The sequence below is a fragment of the Candidatus Microthrix subdominans genome, assembly GCA_016719385.1.
Taxonomy (GTDB): Bacteria; Actinomycetota; Acidimicrobiia; order Acidimicrobiales; family Microtrichaceae; genus Microthrix; species Microthrix subdominans.
Genome location: JADJZA010000001.1, coordinates 1,174,181 through 1,190,620, shown reverse-complemented (window position 1 = coordinate 1,190,620; position 16,440 = coordinate 1,174,181). Strand labels below are relative to the sequence as shown.

Annotated in this window: 18 protein-coding genes; 6 read left to right on the top strand and 12 right to left on the bottom strand. The window is 67.5% G+C overall.

The genetic code is table 11. The features are described from left to right. Positions 1–59 precede the first annotated feature (59 nt). The 3 genes from IPN02_05595 to mgtA all read right to left on the bottom strand — a co-directional run bounded on the left by IPN02_05595 (position 60) and on the right by mgtA (position 4,069). Positions 60–437 (bottom strand): hypothetical protein, encoded by a 378-nt coding sequence (locus tag IPN02_05595; protein MBK9296332.1) that lies wholly within the window; start codon positions 435–437, stop codon positions 60–62. A 308-nt stretch (positions 438–745) separates the two neighbouring features. Then, positions 746–1,327 carry an SGNH/GDSL hydrolase family protein gene (locus IPN02_05590; GenBank protein ID MBK9296331.1) on the bottom strand — a complete coding sequence of 194 codons (582 nt, stop codon included), beginning with the start codon at positions 1,325–1,327 and terminating at the stop codon, positions 746–748. A 123-nt stretch (positions 1,328–1,450) separates the two neighbouring features. Continuing rightward, positions 1,451–4,069: a magnesium-translocating P-type ATPase gene (gene mgtA / locus IPN02_05585; GenBank protein MBK9296330.1), complete on the bottom strand. Its 2,619-nt coding sequence runs from the start codon at positions 4,067–4,069 to the stop codon at positions 1,451–1,453. 201 nt (positions 4,070–4,270) lie between these two features. On the opposite strand from mgtA, the gene IPN02_05580 reads away from it, so the two are divergent. The 4 genes from IPN02_05580 to IPN02_05565 all read left to right on the top strand — a co-directional run bounded on the left by IPN02_05580 (position 4,271) and on the right by IPN02_05565 (position 7,499). Then, positions 4,271–4,765: a DUF1269 domain-containing protein gene (locus IPN02_05580; protein MBK9296329.1), complete on the top strand. Its 495-nt coding sequence runs from the start codon at positions 4,271–4,273 to the stop codon at positions 4,763–4,765. Positions 4,766–4,782: 17 nt separating this feature from the next. Further along, complete coding sequence (locus IPN02_05575; GenBank protein ID MBK9296328.1) at positions 4,783–5,730, top strand: cation diffusion facilitator family transporter; 948 nt, start codon at positions 4,783–4,785, stop codon at positions 5,728–5,730. 118 nt (positions 5,731–5,848) lie between these two features. Next, positions 5,849–6,604 carry a PepSY domain-containing protein gene (locus IPN02_05570; protein MBK9296327.1) on the top strand — a complete coding sequence of 252 codons (756 nt, stop codon included), beginning with the start codon at positions 5,849–5,851 and terminating at the stop codon, positions 6,602–6,604. Positions 6,605–6,854: 250 nt separating this feature from the next. After that, on the top strand, positions 6,855–7,499 hold the full coding sequence (locus IPN02_05565; GenBank protein ID MBK9296326.1) for a VTT domain-containing protein: 645 nt from the start codon (positions 6,855–6,857) through the stop codon (positions 7,497–7,499). Positions 7,500–7,536: 37 nt separating this feature from the next. Here IPN02_05565 and IPN02_05560 read toward each other — a convergent pair whose 3' ends face one another. Further along, a complete protein-coding gene (locus tag IPN02_05560) occupies positions 7,537–7,950 on the bottom strand; it encodes a hypothetical protein (protein MBK9296325.1) in 414 nt (137 codons plus the stop codon). Positions 7,951–8,012: 62 nt separating this feature from the next. On the opposite strand from IPN02_05560, the gene IPN02_05555 reads away from it, so the two are divergent. Beyond that, positions 8,013–8,558: a hypothetical protein gene (locus IPN02_05555; protein ID MBK9296324.1), complete on the top strand. Its 546-nt coding sequence runs from the start codon at positions 8,013–8,015 to the stop codon at positions 8,556–8,558. Between the two features lie 31 nt (positions 8,559–8,589). Here IPN02_05555 and trmD read toward each other — a convergent pair whose 3' ends face one another. The 8 genes from trmD to ftsY form a co-directional block, all read right to left on the bottom strand. After that, positions 8,590–9,435 (bottom strand): tRNA (guanosine(37)-N1)-methyltransferase TrmD, encoded by an 846-nt coding sequence (gene trmD, locus IPN02_05550; protein MBK9296323.1) that lies wholly within the window; start codon positions 9,433–9,435, stop codon positions 8,590–8,592. Next, a complete protein-coding gene (gene rimM, locus IPN02_05545) occupies positions 9,410–9,865 on the bottom strand; it encodes a 16S rRNA processing protein RimM (protein ID MBK9296322.1) in 456 nt (151 codons plus the stop codon). Before rimM ends, trmD begins: the two co-directional genes overlap by 26 nt. A 41-nt stretch (positions 9,866–9,906) precedes the next feature. Then, positions 9,907–10,155 (bottom strand): KH domain-containing protein, encoded by a 249-nt coding sequence (locus tag IPN02_05540; GenBank protein MBK9296321.1) that lies wholly within the window; start codon positions 10,153–10,155, stop codon positions 9,907–9,909. After that, complete coding sequence (gene rpsP / locus IPN02_05535; protein ID MBK9296320.1) at positions 10,152–10,508, bottom strand: 30S ribosomal protein S16; 357 nt, start codon at positions 10,506–10,508, stop codon at positions 10,152–10,154. The genes IPN02_05540 and rpsP overlap by 4 nt, the downstream gene beginning before the upstream one ends. 193 nt (positions 10,509–10,701) lie before the next feature. Then, the gene (gene ffh / locus IPN02_05530) at positions 10,702–12,198 is read right to left on the bottom strand and encodes a signal recognition particle protein (GenBank protein MBK9296319.1); all 1,497 of its coding nucleotides are present in this window, start codon (positions 12,196–12,198) and stop codon (positions 10,702–10,704) included. Positions 12,199–12,356: 158 nt separating this feature from the next. Continuing rightward, a complete protein-coding gene (locus IPN02_05525; GenBank protein ID MBK9296318.1) occupies positions 12,357–13,064 on the bottom strand; it encodes an isoprenylcysteine carboxylmethyltransferase family protein in 708 nt (235 codons plus the stop codon). 19 nt (positions 13,065–13,083) lie between these two features. Beyond that, positions 13,084–13,911 carry a PIG-L family deacetylase gene (locus IPN02_05520; GenBank protein MBK9296317.1) on the bottom strand — a complete coding sequence of 276 codons (828 nt, stop codon included), beginning with the start codon at positions 13,909–13,911 and terminating at the stop codon, positions 13,084–13,086. Beyond that, positions 13,892–15,031 carry a signal recognition particle-docking protein FtsY gene (gene ftsY / locus IPN02_05515; GenBank protein MBK9296316.1) on the bottom strand — a complete coding sequence of 380 codons (1,140 nt, stop codon included), beginning with the start codon at positions 15,029–15,031 and terminating at the stop codon, positions 13,892–13,894. Before ftsY ends, IPN02_05520 begins: the two co-directional genes overlap by 20 nt. Positions 15,032–15,277: 246 nt before the next feature. On the opposite strand from ftsY, the gene IPN02_05510 reads away from it, so the two are divergent. Next, positions 15,278–16,432, top strand: coding sequence for a MoxR family ATPase (locus IPN02_05510; protein MBK9296315.1), 1,155 nt, complete (start codon positions 15,278–15,280; stop codon positions 16,430–16,432). Positions 16,433–16,440: the final 8 nt, after the last annotated feature.

Here is a 16,440-nt window from a genome sequence, read left to right as displayed (position 1 = left end):
AGTGTGACCGGTCTATCTGAGGTTGAGCTGAAGAACAGCAGCCGGTCCTGGCGGCACTGTCAGTCGTCGACCCTCCGGTGGTGGAGCAGGCCGTCCAGATGCTGACGAAGGGTGCGTGAGTGATCGCCCAACGGGCCTTCCAGGCCGGCGGCTTTCGGCAGCGCCTTGAAGGTTGCTGCATCCATGTCCAAGGCCACGTGGTCGTTGGACACCCGGGCCACGCTGCCCATGGGAACCAACGTGTGGTGCGCAAGACCCAGATGCCCTCGCTCGACCACGACGCCGGTCAGGTGATCGCCGTCGGCGACGAACCCGGCCACGTGGCCAATGCACTGGCCGCCGTCGACCAGCACTGCGCTGCTTCGACGAACCTCGCACTCACCCTTCGGTACCCGGTCCCACTGGATCATGGCCGCCGAGTCGTCGTAGCTGGTCATCGCCGTGGACCCCCACGAATACGGCATCGCCAGCACGTCCTCGGTGCCGATGTCCCAGTTGCCGTCCCGCCCCGCCCCCCCCCCCGCCCCGGCCCCGCCCCCCCCCCGCCGGCGCCCCCGCCCCCCCCCGCCCCCGCCCCCCCCCGCCCCCCCCGCCCCCCCCCCCCCGGCGGCGCCCCGCGCCCCGGGGCGCCGCCCGCCCGGCGGCCCGCCCCCCGCGCGGGCCGCCGCGCCGTCCGCAACCGCCGCCGGCCGTCGCAGTTGAACCGTATGGGCCTCCGGCACTGGCTGCTGTGTCTCGATGGGTTTCAACACTCCTCCAACGCTTTGGCGTACAAATCGTTCAGCTTGCGGTTTCCGGCGTCGGTTGGGTGCACCGAGTCCTCGGTCAGGGTGCTGTACGGCGGCACCTTGTCGTTGAGCGACGCCGCCGCCACCGAGTTCCAGTCGATCACCGAAATCCGAGGGTCGGAGGCCGCCAGTTCATCGAACGCGGCGTTGAAACGCTTGGCATCGTCGGTGGTGGCCTGGTTGGTCTGGTGATCGATCATGTGCTCGTTGATGTTGACGAGAAAGATGCAGCGGGCGGAGGGGTAATAACCGATCTCCCGCTTGAGGTCGGCCATTGAGCTCTCGACCTTGTAGTCCTGAAGCACATCGTTGGTGCCGATGTTGAAGATCACCTGGTCGTGGGGTTTCGACCCGACGAACTTGGCTTCCGGGTCGACCTCTGCGGTCGTGAACCCGAAATTGCCGGAGATCACCAGGTGGTAGTCCGAGCCGAGTTGCTCATGCAGATCGGTCTGGTCGAAGTCGGTGATGGAGTCGCCGATGATCGCAACCGAGTCACCCTGGTTCGGATTACCACAGGCGGCCAGACCGGCGCCCATCAATGCGACTGCCGCACACCGCCGAAATCCGCCTCTTCGCCCCATTCCGGCCACAGTACGTCCGCGTGGCCGGTTGTGGGAGCGATCCACCCCTCCGGTGTGCGCGCCAACCCGCCGTCGACACTAGGTGCTTCCGAGGGTTCCGCCGTGACTGAACCGAGCGGCACGACGGTGCACACGATGGGCCCGTCCGCGCCGGAGAGGCCGATCGGCCCTGGTTTCGTGCGCCCGGTAGAAGAAGTACTTCGCAACCTCGATGCTCGCCAGGTAAGCGATGACGAACCCGACCAGCACGGCGAAGAAGCCGAGCGGCAGCGACGAAAAGCCGAGAGGTGAGCCGAGCGGACTCTCAGGGATGGCGATCCCGATGGCGACGACGGCCAATACCGAGATCAACAACGGACGTGAGGGTCGGGAACGAAAGAAGGGTATGCGGCGGGTGCGGATCACGAACACGATGAGGCACTGCGTGGCGAGCGACTCGACGAACCACCCGGCGCGGAACAGCGGCGCCGCTGCGTGGAAGACCCACAGCATCACCGCGAACGTTGCGAAGTCGTACAGGGAGCTGATCGGGCCGAACCGAAACATGAACCGACGGATGAACGCGATGTCCCAGTGTGATGGGCGGGTGAGTTGTTCGGCGTCCACGTGATCGGTCGGGATGGCCAGCTGGCTCGTGTCGTACAAGAGGTTGTTCAACAGGATCTGGAACGGGAGCATCGGCAGGAACGGTAGGAACGCAGCTGCGACGGTGACGCTGAACATGTTGCCGAAGTTCGAAGAGGTTCCCATCAGCACGTACTTGATGGTGTTGGCAAAGATGCGCCGCCCCTCCTCGACCCCGTCGGCCACGACACCGAGGTCGCGTTCCAACAAGATGATGTCCGCAGCATCCTTCGCCACGTCGGTGGCCGAGTCCACCGAGATGCCAACGTCGGCGTGATGAATCGCCAGGGCGTCGTTGACCCCGTCACCGAGGAACGCAACGGCCGACCCAGCGCTGCGTTGTGCCTCCACCACCCGGGCCTTCTGAGCGGGGCTGACCCGAGCGAACACCGTCGTGTCGCCAACGGCGGCCTGCAACTGGTCGTCGTCGAGGGCGTCGAGTTCGGGGCCGGTCAGGGTGTTGTGCACCTCGATGCCGATCGAGGTGCACATCGTGGCGGCAACCCGTGGGTTGTCGCCCGTGACGACCTTCAGCCCGATCCCCAGTTCGGCGAGCCGGGCGATCGACGCAGCGGCCGATTCCTTCGGGAGATCGAAGAAGACGAGGAATCCCCGAAGCTCCAGGTCGTGTTCATCCGATGCGTGCACCTCGCTCGCTCCGGCTGCTGGTCGGGTGGCCACGGCGACGACTCGCAACCCGGCGGAGAACTGGATATCGAGCACGTCGCGGGCGGTGTCGTCGACCGAGGCGCACCGTTGAAGTACCGCTTCGGGCGCGCCCTTGGTGATGATCAACCGCTTTTCGCCGTGGTCCACCAGCACCGACACGCAGCGACGATCGTGATCGAACGGAGCCACAGCTCTCCGCCGGAAGTCGTCGATCGACACCAACTCCGCCGCCGGTGTCTCCCACAATGCGACGTCGAGCGAGTTCCCACCGACCGCCTCTCCCTCGGTCACCGTGGCCTCGTTGCACACGAGTCCCAGGGCGAGCACGTCGTCGTTTGGCTCGCCCGTTGCGTCCATTGCTCGGTCGAAGCTGATGTGACCGTCGGTCAGCGTGCCGGTCTTGTCGGTGAACAACACGTCCATGTCACCCAGGTCTTCGATGCACACGAGGCGCTTCACCAGAACTTTGCGCTCTGCCAGGCGTCGCGAGCCGGTGGCGAGGCTCATCGAGACCACCGCTGGGAGCAGCTGCGGGGTGATGCCGACTGCGATGGCGAGCGAGAAGAGCACGGCATCGATCAAGGGGCGACCGAGAGCGACGTTGCCGGCCAGGATCGCGACGCTGAGGACGCCGCCGACCTTGGCCAACAGGGCGGAGAACCTCCCGAGTCCACGCTGGAAGTCCGTGCGGGGCTGCTGCTCACCCAACCCGGCGGCAATCTCCCCGAACCGGGTGGACCGACCGGTTGAAACGACGACCGCCTCGGCCGACCCGCTGCGCACAACGGTCCCCATGAACGCACACGAGGCCAGCTCCGCAAGCGGCGCGCCGGTGACCGCCGGTTCGACCGACTTGACCGCTGGTTCGGGTTCGCCGGTCAGGATCGACTCGTCGCACTCCAACTCGACCGTCGACAACAACCGCACGTCCGCCGGAACGACCGACCCCATCTCCAGATGGATCACGTCGCCGGGAACCAGGTGGGTCACTTCGACGCTGACGGGAACACCATCGCGAACAGCGGTCACCACGTGCCGGATACCGGAATGCAGCGCCTGCGCAGCTCGCTCAGCGCGGAACTCGTTGACAAATCCCAGAGCCACCGACGCTGCCAGAATCACCGCAATGATCATCGCATCGAGGCCCTCGCCGACGAATGCAGAGATCGCAGCGGCTGCAAACAACAGCCACAGCAACGGACTGTTGAGCTGCCGGCCAAGCACCGACAGCGCGCTCGCGTGGTGGGAACGGATCGCATTCGGGCCAAACACCGCGACACGCCGATCCACCTCGGAGCGGTCGAGCCCCCCGCGACACGAGTCAACGGCCAAAAGCACTTCGTCTGCCGTCATCGTCGCGGCGGTATCGATCGTGGGCGCCGTCATATCCACAAAAATCATCATCGCACGCCGTTTCACCCGAGAACGTCACTTCGTGACGGGACTGGCGACTCCCGATTTCATGCCCTGGTTACGATGACTCTGGCGCCTCCGTTGTTGAGCGTGGGCAGGCGGAGATTCTCCGGACCTCGGTGTCGTCCCGCTGGGTCATGGTCGAAACAACATCTGCGGCCCGAGGGCCGCACCAAGGAAATGGAGCATCTCATGGCAGATCTCATCATGTTGAACTTCGATTCGGTCCACGGGGCCCAGTCCGCCTTGGGTGCGGTCCGAGCGTTGGAGGAACTCGACTACGCGTGGATCGACGACGTTGCCGTCGTCGAGAAGCACCAGCACGGCCACATCTCGTTGCACACCCCCCACGGGTCGCTCAGCGGCGGAGCGTGGGCGGGGGCGCTCGTCGGCATGCTGGCGCTGTGGTGGTTCCCGCCAGCCTGGTTTCTCCTCGGAGCCGTCGGTGGCGCAGCGGTCGGTGCGGGCGTCGGCGAGCTGATGAAGCAAGCCGGCCTGGACGACACCCTCGTCGACCGTGTGAAGGGCCAACTCACCAACGGCTCCTCTGCGCTCCTCCTCATCGGCGTCACAGGCGACGTCGACCAGATGTCTCGGGCATTCGAGAGTCACCACCCCACCAACGTGATCCGCGAGCCCATTCCCGAGGCCACCGTCGACCACCTGAAGGAGAAGCTGGCCGGGTAAGGGCCGGCGAACCGGCGGTGAGTGACGAACCAAAGGGGCACCGGCGTGCAGTGCTGGTCGCCCTCGCAGCAAACGTGGCCGTCGGTGTCTCCAAGCTGCTCGGGTTTCTACTGACCGGGTCGGTAGCCCTGTTGGCCGAGTGCCTGCATTCCCTGGCCGACTCCGGAAACCAGGGCCTGTTGTTGCTGGGCGCGCGTCGGGCTCGGGCTGCGCCGACGCAGGAGCGCCCGTTCGGCCGCGGCCGGGAGCGCTACTTCTGGGCGTTCGTCGTCGGGCTGATCCTGTTCGGTTTGGGCGGCGTCGTGTCGATCATCGAGGGTGTCCGCAAGTTGGGCGACCCGTCACATGGCGTCGACCATGCAGCGGTTGCGCTGACGCTCATCGGTGTAGCAGCACTCTTCGAAGCCTCGTCGCTACGTGTCGGGGTGCGAGCCGCTCGGCGCTCGATTCGCCCGGGCGCGGGTTTGTGGCAAGGGCTGCGGGAGTCTCGGGATCCAGAGGTGGCGGTGGTGGTGTACGAGGACACGGGTGCCCTGATCGGCCTGGCCCTGGCCGCATCCGGCATCGGTGCCAGCGCCCTCACGGACAACGGCGTGTTCGACGCAGCGGCGACCATTGCAATCGGCATGTTGCTGTGCGGCATCGCAACCCGGCTGACGATCGAGATGCACAGCCTCCTCATCGGCGAACCCGCCACCGCCCTGGACCTGGAACGCATCCGTTCGGCGGTCAGCTCCGTGGACGGAGTGGCGAGCATTCTCAACCTCCGGACCGAGCACATCGGCCCAGACGACCTGCTGGTGTGCGTCAAGGTTGCCTTCAGCGAACCGGTCGACTTCGACGGCCTGATTCGGGTGATCGACGAGATCGAAGCAGGTGTTGTCGCCGCGGTTCCCGCCACGTTGACGTGTTACGTCGAACCGGATCGCCGCGACTCACGGCGGATCGGCAAGGTCTGGACCTAGACAACCTGAAGGTGGGCTGAAGACCTGGTGGCATTCCGCCATCGCTTCAGCGTGGCCACAGGAGGCCCTGTGCAGAGTGGCGTCCTCGGAACCCTCCAACACCCACAAAGGAGCCGCAATGGCAACCACCAGCAAGGTCAAGAAAGTGATCTACTCGTCCCTCTTCGGGCTGGGCCTCACCGCCGGAGGCGTCACCCTGGCGTCGGCGGCCACCACTCAGGAGAAGCCCCCGACCACCATCGAAGCGCCGGGCAACAAGACCGACACCGAGTCAACGGATTCGAAGGCAACGGAGCACGACGAGGCCGATGAGAAGCCCGACTACACCAGCTCGGTGACCGTCCCGGTCACCAAGGAAGGCCCAGAAGGCAGCGATGCCGATGAAGCCAAGGCTGACAGGGCCGAGCAGGCCAAGCTGGAGAAGGTTGCCAAGATCGACGCCAAGGCAGCATCGAAGGCCGCCACCGACAAAGTGCCCGGCACCGTCGATGAGATCGACCTTGACGAGGAAGGCGGCAACGTGGTCTACGAGGTTGAAGTGACCGCCAAGGACGGCACCGAAACCGACGTGATCGTCGACGCCGGCAACGGCAAGATCCTTGCCCAGGAGACCGACGACAAGTCCGACGACAAGGGCGACGACGCCGATGACAAGGCCGAGCAGGCCAAGCTTGAGAAGGCCGCCAAAATCGACGCCAAGGCAGCGTCGAAGGCCGCCACCGACAAAGTGCCCGGCACCGTCGATGAAGCCGACCTGGACGAGGTCGACGGCAAGGTGGTCTACGAGGTTGAGGTGACCGCCAAGGACGGCACCGAAACCGACGTGATCGTCGACGCCACCAACGGAAAGGTGCTCAGCCAGCAGGCCGACTGAGCCTCCCGGCGCAGGAACGACCGGCCGGGCCTCGCCCGGTCGGTCGTTGCTTTGGCCGCAAGGCGCACGACGACGGCGCCGGAATCCCGGTAGCATTTCTGATCGAGGTCGGACCGACGACGGCGTGTCTGGTGATCAGGAGCGCCCTCGATGTCCACTACAACGCCGTAGTGCTCAAACTCGGGACCGCCGAACTTTGGCGCTGCTCAAACTCGGGGACGCCGCTTCCAAGAACGAGGACCAACACGACATGAACCTGTCCCCCAGCCACCTGGTTGACGCCTTCGGGCTGATCGGCATCGCTGCGATCATCTTCGCCGAGACCGGGCTGCTCATCGGGTTCTTTCTCCCCGGCGATTCGCTGCTGTTCACCGCCGGAGCAGCGGCGGCGGGTGCACTGCCGCAGCTGACGTTCCGCCCCAACATCTGGGTGCTGCTCATCGTGGTGGTCGTCGCCGCCATCGCCGGAGACCAGACCGGATACCTGCTCGGCCGCCGTGCAGGCCCGGCCTTGTTCGACCGTCCCGATCGACGGCTACTCAAAGCCGAGCACCGAGACCGCACCATTCGCTTCTTCGACCGGCACGGGCCGAAGGCCATCGTCCTCGCTCGGTTCGTGCCGATCGTGCGAACGCTGTGTCCCATGGTGGCCGGCGTCGGCGACATGGGATACCGGTCGTTCGTTCGCTACAACGTTGTAGGCGCCACGATGTGGGGCGCCGGGGTCACATTCCTCGGCTATCGGTTTGGCAACCTGGCGATCGTCCGCGATCACCTCGAGCTCAGTCTGCTGGCCATCGTGGCCATCTCGGTGTTGCCCGCCGTCATCGCCGTTGTCCGAGAGCGGGTTCGTCACGACGATCGACGCGTGGCCGAGCCGAAGCCTCAGCGCTGAGGGGAGCATCGACCGGTCGCCGCTCACCCGGCGTGCATCATGGCGACGTTCCGGTGGCCGGGGGAGGACCGTTGCGTTCATGGCCGCTGCTGCGATCTCGGGCGATCATGGACTGAGACGGGGTCTCGTCGGCACCCGCACCACGCTGCCGGCGGCTCGAGATCGATCGCCAGACGACGAGGCCGACGACGACCGCCACAGCGATCAGCATGCCCGCCCGCCCCAGCCACTTCTCGATCACCCGGTAGCTGTTTCCCGCCAGGTAGCCGGCGATGACCATGGTGGGCGCCCAAGTCAGGGCGCCGAGCACATTCCAGACCAGGAAGTTCCGGTAACCCATGGCGCTCATGCCGGCCACGCCGGGGATGAGGGCCCGCATCACGCTGACCCAGCCGCCCGGGGCCCGCGAGCTCTGCAGAAACTCCCAGCCTGCGGTGGGGCTGGCGCTCATGTGGGTCTCCGATGATCTGTTCAGCCCCGCAACGAGCGAGGCACGACGAGAGGACAAAACTCATGAACAAGCTGCAAAAACGACTGGCCGGCGTGGCCGCCGCCGGAGCGCTGGTGCTCTCCGGCGCCGCCGGAGCCTGGACGATGACCGGCATCGCCGGAGCTCAGGACACCACCGCTGCGACCGCTACGACCACGGCCGCCCAACCCGGCGAGACCTCGACGAAGGCCTCCGAGACCAAAACCAGCGACGACAAGGCAGGCGAGGACAAGGCTGGCGAGGCAGGCGGGCATCAGGCCGGCGAGGCTGGCAGCCGGCCGGAGGGCTGCAGCGGACCGGGTGGGCACCCGGGACGACCGCCACACCCGGATAACGGGATGACCGAGGAGGAGCTGAGCGGTGACCAGGCCGAGAAGGTAACCGCGGCCGTCGAGGCCAAGCTGCCCGGTGCGACGATCGAGCGGATGGAGACCGACGCCGAAGCCGGCGCTTTCGAGGCCCACGTCACCGACGCCGACGGCAAGCACCTGACCGTCACGCTGGACAAGGACTACAAGGTGACCGGCACCGAGGAAGGCCCAGGCCCTCGGCCGCAACGCGGCTCGTAGACCGATCCAGGCAGTCTCGGCCGAGTGACCCCTACTCGGCCGGGTCACCGGGCTCGAACTCGAACTCGAACTCGAATTCGGCGAGCAACGACCGGTCGGCGCCGGTGAGACCCCCTCTGGCGTCGATCAGGTCGGGGCGGTCGGCCAGGGTGCGGGCCAGAGACTGCGCACGGCGCCAGCGGGCGACCCGGGCGTGATCGCCGGAGCGCAACACCTCCGGCACCTCCCAGCCGCGAAACTCCGCCGGCCGGGTGTAGTGGGGGTACTCCAGCAGCCCGTCGGAGTGAGACTCCTCCAACGCCGACGTGGCATTGCCCATCACGCCGGGCACCAGCCGGGCGGTCGCCTCGATGATCGCCAGCGCCGCCACCTCGCCGCCGGCGAGCACGAAGTCGCCCAGCGACACCTCGCCATCGACCAGGTGGTTGCGCACCCGGGCGTCGATCGCCTCGTAACGCCCGCACAGCAGCGAGAACCCGCCGCCCTCGGCCAGCTCGGCGGCCATCGACTGATCGAAGGGTCTGCCCGCCGGGCCGAGCATCAACAGCGGCCGGGGGGGCGCCGTCGCCTCGACGGCCGCGAAGATCGGCTCGGGGGTCATCACCATGCCCGCTCCCCCGCCAAATGGAGCATCGTCGACGCTGCGATGAACATCGTCGGTGTAGTCGCGCAGGTCGTGGGTGGCCACGCGTATCAGCCCCCGCCGCTGAGCGCGCCCGAGTAACGACTCGGCGGCAAAGCTGTCGACGAGCTGCGGAAAGATCGTGAACACGGCCACGTCGAGGCCCAGCGGGTCGAGTGCCGGGTCGGCGTCGGACGTCGCCGGCCGTGTGCCGGTCCCGATACCGGTGTCAGGCGTAGAGCTCGAAGAGCCCATCGGGCACCTCAACGGTGACGCGACCGTCGGCGGGCCCGTCGACGATGAACGTCACCGGAACCAGGGCGCCGCCGTCGAGCACCAGCAGGTCGTTGGCCGGGTTGGCCTGCACCGATTCGACCACACCTCGCTCGACGCCGTCAGCGGTCACGACCGTCGCCCCGACCAGCTCGTGCACCCAGTAGCCGTCGGCGTCGTCGAGGGGCGGCGCAGTCAGCGTCCGTCCGCGCAGGGCATCGCACTGCTCGCGGCTGGACACCTCATCGAAGCGCACCAGATAACGGTCCTGGTGCGGGCGTGACGACCGCACGGTCAGCGCGCCACCCTCGTGGTACAGCACCGAGCCCTTGGCCACGCGCTCGGTGCGGTCGCTCAATAACTGGACGACCATCTCGCCGGCCAAGCCGTGCGGCTTGAGCAGGCGGCCCACCTCCAGACGGTCCCCACTTGGGGCGGGGGCTGCGGCGTCGGTCAGGAGTCGAACTCCACGTCCACCTGGGAATCATCCAGGTGAGCGGCGGCGCGAACGACGGTGCGGAAGGCGTTGGCCACGCGACCGCGCTTGCCGATCACCCGGCCGAGGTCGCCTTGGGCGACCGTGACGTCGATCTGTGGGGTGTCCCCATCGGTGTTGACCGCAACCGACACTGCGTCGGGCTCGTCGGCCAGCGACTTGGCGAGGTATTCGGCCACCTCGGAGGCGCGGGTGAGGTCGCTCACGCGTCGCTCCCGTCGGCCACGGCGCTGACCGGCTCGGAGGTCGGCTCCGGCGCTGCGGTCGGTTCGGGCACCTCAAACATCTCGGGCGCGTCGGCCCCGGTGGTGTGGGCGGCCCAGGCGCCGCTCAACTCGAGCAGCTTCTTCACTCGCTCGGAGGGCTGGGCACCGTTCTTGAGCCACTTGAGAGCGGCGGTGTTGTCGACCTTGATCGCCGAAGGCTCCGCCCGCGGGTTGTAGGTGCCGATGATCTCGATGAATCGGCCATCGCGGGGGGAGCGTCGATCAGCAGCGACGATGCGGTAGGTCGGCTGCTTCTTCTTGCCCACCCGGGTGAGGCGGAGGCGTACGGCCACGGTTGAACTTCCTGACGTTGACGTTGTTGAGAAGGGTGTAACAGTTCTTGCGGTGTCACGGTTCTTGCGGGGGCACCGTTGTTGACGCGGAGCGACCGTCCATTCTTGCCGCTGGTCGATGCCGGAACAACTCAGCCTCCCGACCGGGGCCAATTCAGCGGCGATCGACGGGCGGTGGACGCCCGAGGTGATCTCAGCCGAGCCCGGGGAAACCCTCCGGCAGTCCGCCGCCAACCGGATTGCCGCGCTCGTCGAGCTGGGGCAGCTGAAACGCGCCTGCGGGGATCTTGGGAGCGTTGGAACCCTTGGGCGTCGTGCGGCCACCACCCTTCTTGCGCACCTTCTTCTTGTTCTTCTTCATCTTGCGGGCCTTCTGTTTGGAGAACCCGTCACCCATCGACTGCATCATCTTGCGCATCTCGCCGAACTGGCTGAGCAGCTGGCTGACCTCGCCGGGCGAGGTTCCCGACCCCTTGGCGATGCGGGCCCGGCGCGACCCGTCGACGATGTCGGGTTCGTTGCGCTCCGCCCGGTTCATCGAGTGGATGATCGCCTCGACGCGGGCCAGGTGCGAGTCCTCCAGCTCGACATCGCGGATCTCCTTGGGCATGCCGGGCATCATCCCGACCAGGTTTTGCAGCGGGCCCATCTTCTTGATCGCCGCCAGCTGGTCGAGGAAGTCGTCCAGCGTGAAGGTGCCGGCCATCATCCGCTCGGCGGCGACCTCGGCCTCTTCGGTCTCGTAGACCGCCTCGGCCTTCTCGATCAGGGTGAGCATGTCGCCCATGCCGAGGATGCGTCCGGCCAGGCGGTCGGGGTGGAACAACTCGAAGTCGTCGAGCTTTTCGCCGGTCGACGCAAAGGCGATCGGCCGGCCGACCACCTCCTTCACCGACAGGGCGGCGCCGCCGCGCGCGTCGCCGTCCAGCTTGGTGAGGATGACGCCGTCCAGCTCGAGGGTCTGGTGGAACGACTCGGCGACGCCGACGGCATCCTGACCGGTCATGGCGTCGACGACGAGGAACGTGTAGTCCGGGCTGACCTCGTCGGAAATCCGGCGAACCTGGCCCATCAGCTCGGCGTCGATGGCCAGCCGACCGGCGGTGTCGACGATCATCACGTCGCGGCCGGTGCGGCGGGCCTCGGCCAGCGCGCCGGCGGCGACTGCGACCGGGTCGCCGACGCCCGAGGCGACCACATCGTCGGGGGCGGAGTACACCGGCACGTCCACCTGGGCGGCCAGCGTCCGCAGCTGGGCGACGGCGGCGGGCCGCTGCAGGTCGGCACCGACCAGCATCGGGTTGCGACCCTGGGCCTTGAACCAGCGGGCCAACTTGGCCGAGTTGGTCGTCTTGCCCGAGCCCTGAAGGCCGGCCATCAGCACGACGGTCGGCGGCTTGGAGGCGAAGCTGATGCGGATCGCTTCACCGCCGAGCGTGGCGGTCAGCTCCTCGTTGACGATCTTGACGACCTGCTGAGCGGGGTTGAGCGCCCCGGACAGCTCCTCGCCCACCGCCCGCTCGCGGATGCGGCCCTGCAACGTCTTGACGACGGACAGGTTGACGTCGGCTTCCAGCAGCGCCAGGCGGATTTCTCGCAGCACCTCGTCGACGTCGGCCTCGGAGAGCTTCCCCTTGCCGCGCAGCTTGGTGAAGATGCCTTCAAAACGGTCGGTCAGTGATTCGAACATGGGGGGACGATCCTAATGGGGGTGCGACGGTGACGAGCCACGGCGGCATGACGGTTGTGGGAATGCAGGTGGTGCCGCAGCGTCCGAAATCGGGGCGTGGGGTGGGCGAAGTGACGCTCCGAACACAAGACCTGGAAGCTTCAACTCGAGAGAGAGGATCACGTCGTCCGACCCGACTGGACGTACTGGACAGGTCGTCGGGAGGTGTTCGTCGATGGGGTCGACCACGTAACCGAGCGTCGGTCCAACCAGCGGGGCACCGACCTGCAGTAGCGCTCGAACTCATCCCCGAACTCCGCAGCCAAGGCATCCTCCTCGACGCGGATCTGGGAGCGGTCGATCGCCAAGACAAACGCAGCCGCAGGCAGCACCGCGACGGCAGATCGCCGCAGGATCGCATTCGCAATCAGCAGGCCGGCCATTCCGACGTACATCGGATTCCTCGTCAACCTGTTCGGGCCCCGGATCACGAGCGACCTGGCCCCAGCAACATCAACAGGATTGACGCTCGTGCGCTGTCGACGGAACTCCTGAACGCTCCCTGCGAGAAGCCATCCGGAAGCCAACGAGACAACCGCTGCTACCACAGCGGAAGCCGGCCTCACCGCACGGTGGCGAGCGATGAGATGCTGGCCGGTCGCCAGACCCGCAACCAGCAGTGCCGGGGGAACACGGAGTTGGCTCACTTCTTCCCTCCAAACGACAACCCACTTCGGAACCCCACGATAGAAGTCGGTCGCAACCTTGGCTACGTCCCTTCCAAGGAGACGTTCGAGGATGCTGATCACTGCGGTCGGTAGACGACGGAGCGGTGATCGATGCGGTGGACCGGCTGGCTTGAGCCGCTGCGAGCCGTCCCAGGCCATCTCCGATCCGAAGCGGCGCCTACCAGCCCGAGCGGGCGGTCGGCAGCGCGTCGAGCACCGACCTGGGGCCCCGACGCCGGTACCACTCCAGCCCGTACACATCGCCGAACTGTGCCCTTGCCAGACGCATGGCCGAGGAGTGCGCTGGCACCTGACTGGAGTGCGCAGCCATCGCCGCCCGCTTCAGCGCCAGGTGGGCCGACACGTCGACGGTGAGGTCGATCTCGACGCTCGGCGTGCCCAACGCTGCGGTCACCAGGCCCAAGTCAGAGCTGCGGTGGGCCTCCTCGACCAAGTGACTCTCGACGAAGTGGAGGTACTCCCGGTCGACCGTCGCCTCGTACACGGTGGAGCAGCCGACCAGCGTGGCCGCCGCGTGGGCCACCCGGCACACCGCCACGTGGTCGGGGTGACCGTAGATACCGGTTTCGTCGTAGCCGACGACGCAGGTCGCCTCGACTTCGACGAGCACCTCGCCCAGCCGCTGGGCCGCAGCGGCCACGTTCTGGTGGGCGAACCCCTCGGGGCCGGAGCCGACCGCCGAGGATTCATGAGACGGCCGGTCACTGCCCCCGGACGCCATGCCGCTGTCGGCAAAGCCCAACCAGCGGACGTCGGTGACGCCGAGCGCCCCGGCGGCCCATTCGGCCTCCGTCCGCCGGATCGATGCCAGTTGGGGGTCGTCGCCACCCAGCTCGCCGGCGGTGGCGAACACCAGCGTGACCCCGATACCGGCCTGGGCGAGGGCCACCATGGTGCCGCCGGTGAAGATCGCCTCGTCATCGGGATGGGCGTGCAGGAAGACCGCCTGGCCCGCGCCTTGGGCGTCAGGCCTCGAAAAGGGCATCGACGAAGGCGTCGGCGTCGAAATCGATCAGGTCGTCGGCACCCTCGCCCAACCCGACCAGCTTCACCGGGATGCCCAGGTCGGAGGCGATGGCGAACACGATGCCACCCTTGGCCGAGCCGTCGAGCTTGGTCAGCACCACGCCGGTCACCTCGACGGCCTCGGTGAACATGCGGGCCTGGTTAAGCCCGTTCTGTCCGGTGGTGGCGTCGAGCACCAACAACACCTCGACCACCGAGCCCTCGCCCTTGTCGGCCACCCGCCGCACCTTGGACAGCTCGTCCATCAGGTTGGACTTGGTGTGCAGGCGGCCGGCGGTGTCGGCCAGCACGACATCGATGTTCTGGGCGGCGGCCTTGGCCACGCCGTCGAAGATCACCGACGACGGGTCGGCGCCCTCGGCTCCCCGCACCAGTTCGGCGCCGCAGCGGTCGGCCCACATGCCCAACTGCTCGGCGGCCGCAGCGCGGAACGTGTCGCCGGCGGCCATCAGGACCGAGGTGTCATCGTCGATCAGGCGGCGTCCCACCTTGCCGATCGTCGTCGTCTTGCCGACGCCGTTCACCCCGACGAACAGCCAGATGCTGGGCGGCTCGTCCGCTCGTGCGAGCCCGACCGGCGTGGCGAGCCGCGCCTTCATCTCGTCCTTGACCGCCTCGATCAGTTGGATGGGCTCGGTGATCTCCCGCTCCTTGACCGTTGCGCGCACCGAGTCCAACAGCTCCTGGGTGGGACCAACACCCACATCGGCGCGGATCAACGCCTCCTCGAGTTCGTCCCAGGTCTCGTCGTCGATGGTGGACCGGGACAGGATCGAGCCCACATAGCCGGTGAACGCCGACCGTGCCCGACCCAAACGGTCGCGAAACGACGGCCGGACGGGTTCCGGAGGGGCCGTGACCTCGGGTGGAGCCTCCGCCTCGGGCGGAGCCAGATCCTCCGGAGGCGCCCTGTCTTCTGGAGGAGCTGCAACCAGCGTGTCGCCAGGCGGCCGTTCCTCCTCGGGGGTGCCGATCTCGGGTGTCGCGTCCCTCGCTTTGGGCCCGACGAAGGCAAACGCCACCGCAGCGGCGACGGCCACGAGGAAGACGACGAGCAGTATCCATTCGAGGAGATCCACGGCCCGACACTACCGCCGCCGCCTTGACAGCTTCCCGCCGGTTGCGCCGGTCGCTCGCGCCGCAGCGGAGGCCCGTCTGAGAACCGGCCCAGCACGGCTACGACCTGCACGTCGAAGCGCTGCGGGCCCCGTACGCTTGAGCTGCGCCACACCCTCGTCAGAACCGCCAAGCGATCAGGAGCACCGGTGGACCAACACACCCCCAACGACTGGACGGCCCCCTCGGGCCCACCGCTGGTCGGTTCGATCTCCCCCGAGCCGCCCAGTTTCACCGAGCCTCCCAGCTTCACCGAGCCGCCACGCTTCGACGCGCCGGAGCGGTCGACCCCCACCGGCACCCCGGCCGCTGCACCGAAGGGGACCGGCCAGGCCACCGCCCAGGCGGAGACCCTCGAACGTGTGCTGTTCGAGATCAAAAAGGTCATCGTCGGCCAGGACCGGGCGATCGAGCGCCTGCTGGTGTGTTTGATCTCCGGTGGCCACTGCCTGCTCGAGTCGGTGCCGGGCCTGGCGAAGACCATGTCGGCCGAGACGCTTGCCAAAGCGGTCGGGGGCACGTTCTCGCGCATTCAGTTCACACCCGACCTGTTGCCCTCCGACATCACCGGCACGCGGATCTACCGGGCGAGCTCGGAGACCTTCGACGTCGAGCTCGGGCCGGTGTTCGCCAACTTCCTGCTCGCCGACGAGATCAACCGGGCGCCGGCCAAGGTGCAGTCGGCCCTGCTCGAAGTGATGGCCGAGCACCAGGTGAGCCTCGGCGGCAAGACGCACACGCTGCCCGACCCGTTCCTCGTGCTCGCCACCCAGAACCCGATCGAGTCCGAGGGCGTGTACCCCCTGCCCGAGGCCCAGCGGGACCGGTTCATGATGAAGGTGGTCCTGGGCTACCCCTCCCCCGGCGAGGAGGTGGCGATCGTCGAGCGCATGGGTCGCACGCCTCCCAAGGCCAGCCAGGTGATCTCGCCCGACGCGGTGCTGGAGCTGCAGGCGGCCGCCCGCGACCTCTACATCGACCGCAGCGTGGTCGAGTACGCCGTCAACCTGGTGCTCGCCACGCGGGCACCGGAGAACTTCGGCCTGGGCGACCTGCGCCCGCTGGTCGAGTTCGGGGCCAGCCCCCGGGCCAGCCTGGCCCTGGTCAAGGCCAGCCGTTCATTGGCGCTGCTGCGAGGCCGGTCCTACGTGCTTCCCCAGGACGTGTTCGACGTGGCGCCGGAGATCCTGCGTCACCGGTTGGTGCTGACCTACGAGGCGCTGGCCCAGGACATCGACACCGAGGCGGTCGTCACCCGCATTCTCACCACGGTGCCCGCCCCCCGGGTGGCGCCATCGCAGTCCAACGGCCACGGCGACGCCTACCACGGCACGACCACCGACGCCGTCGCCTGGCCGGCCTGAGCGGCGCC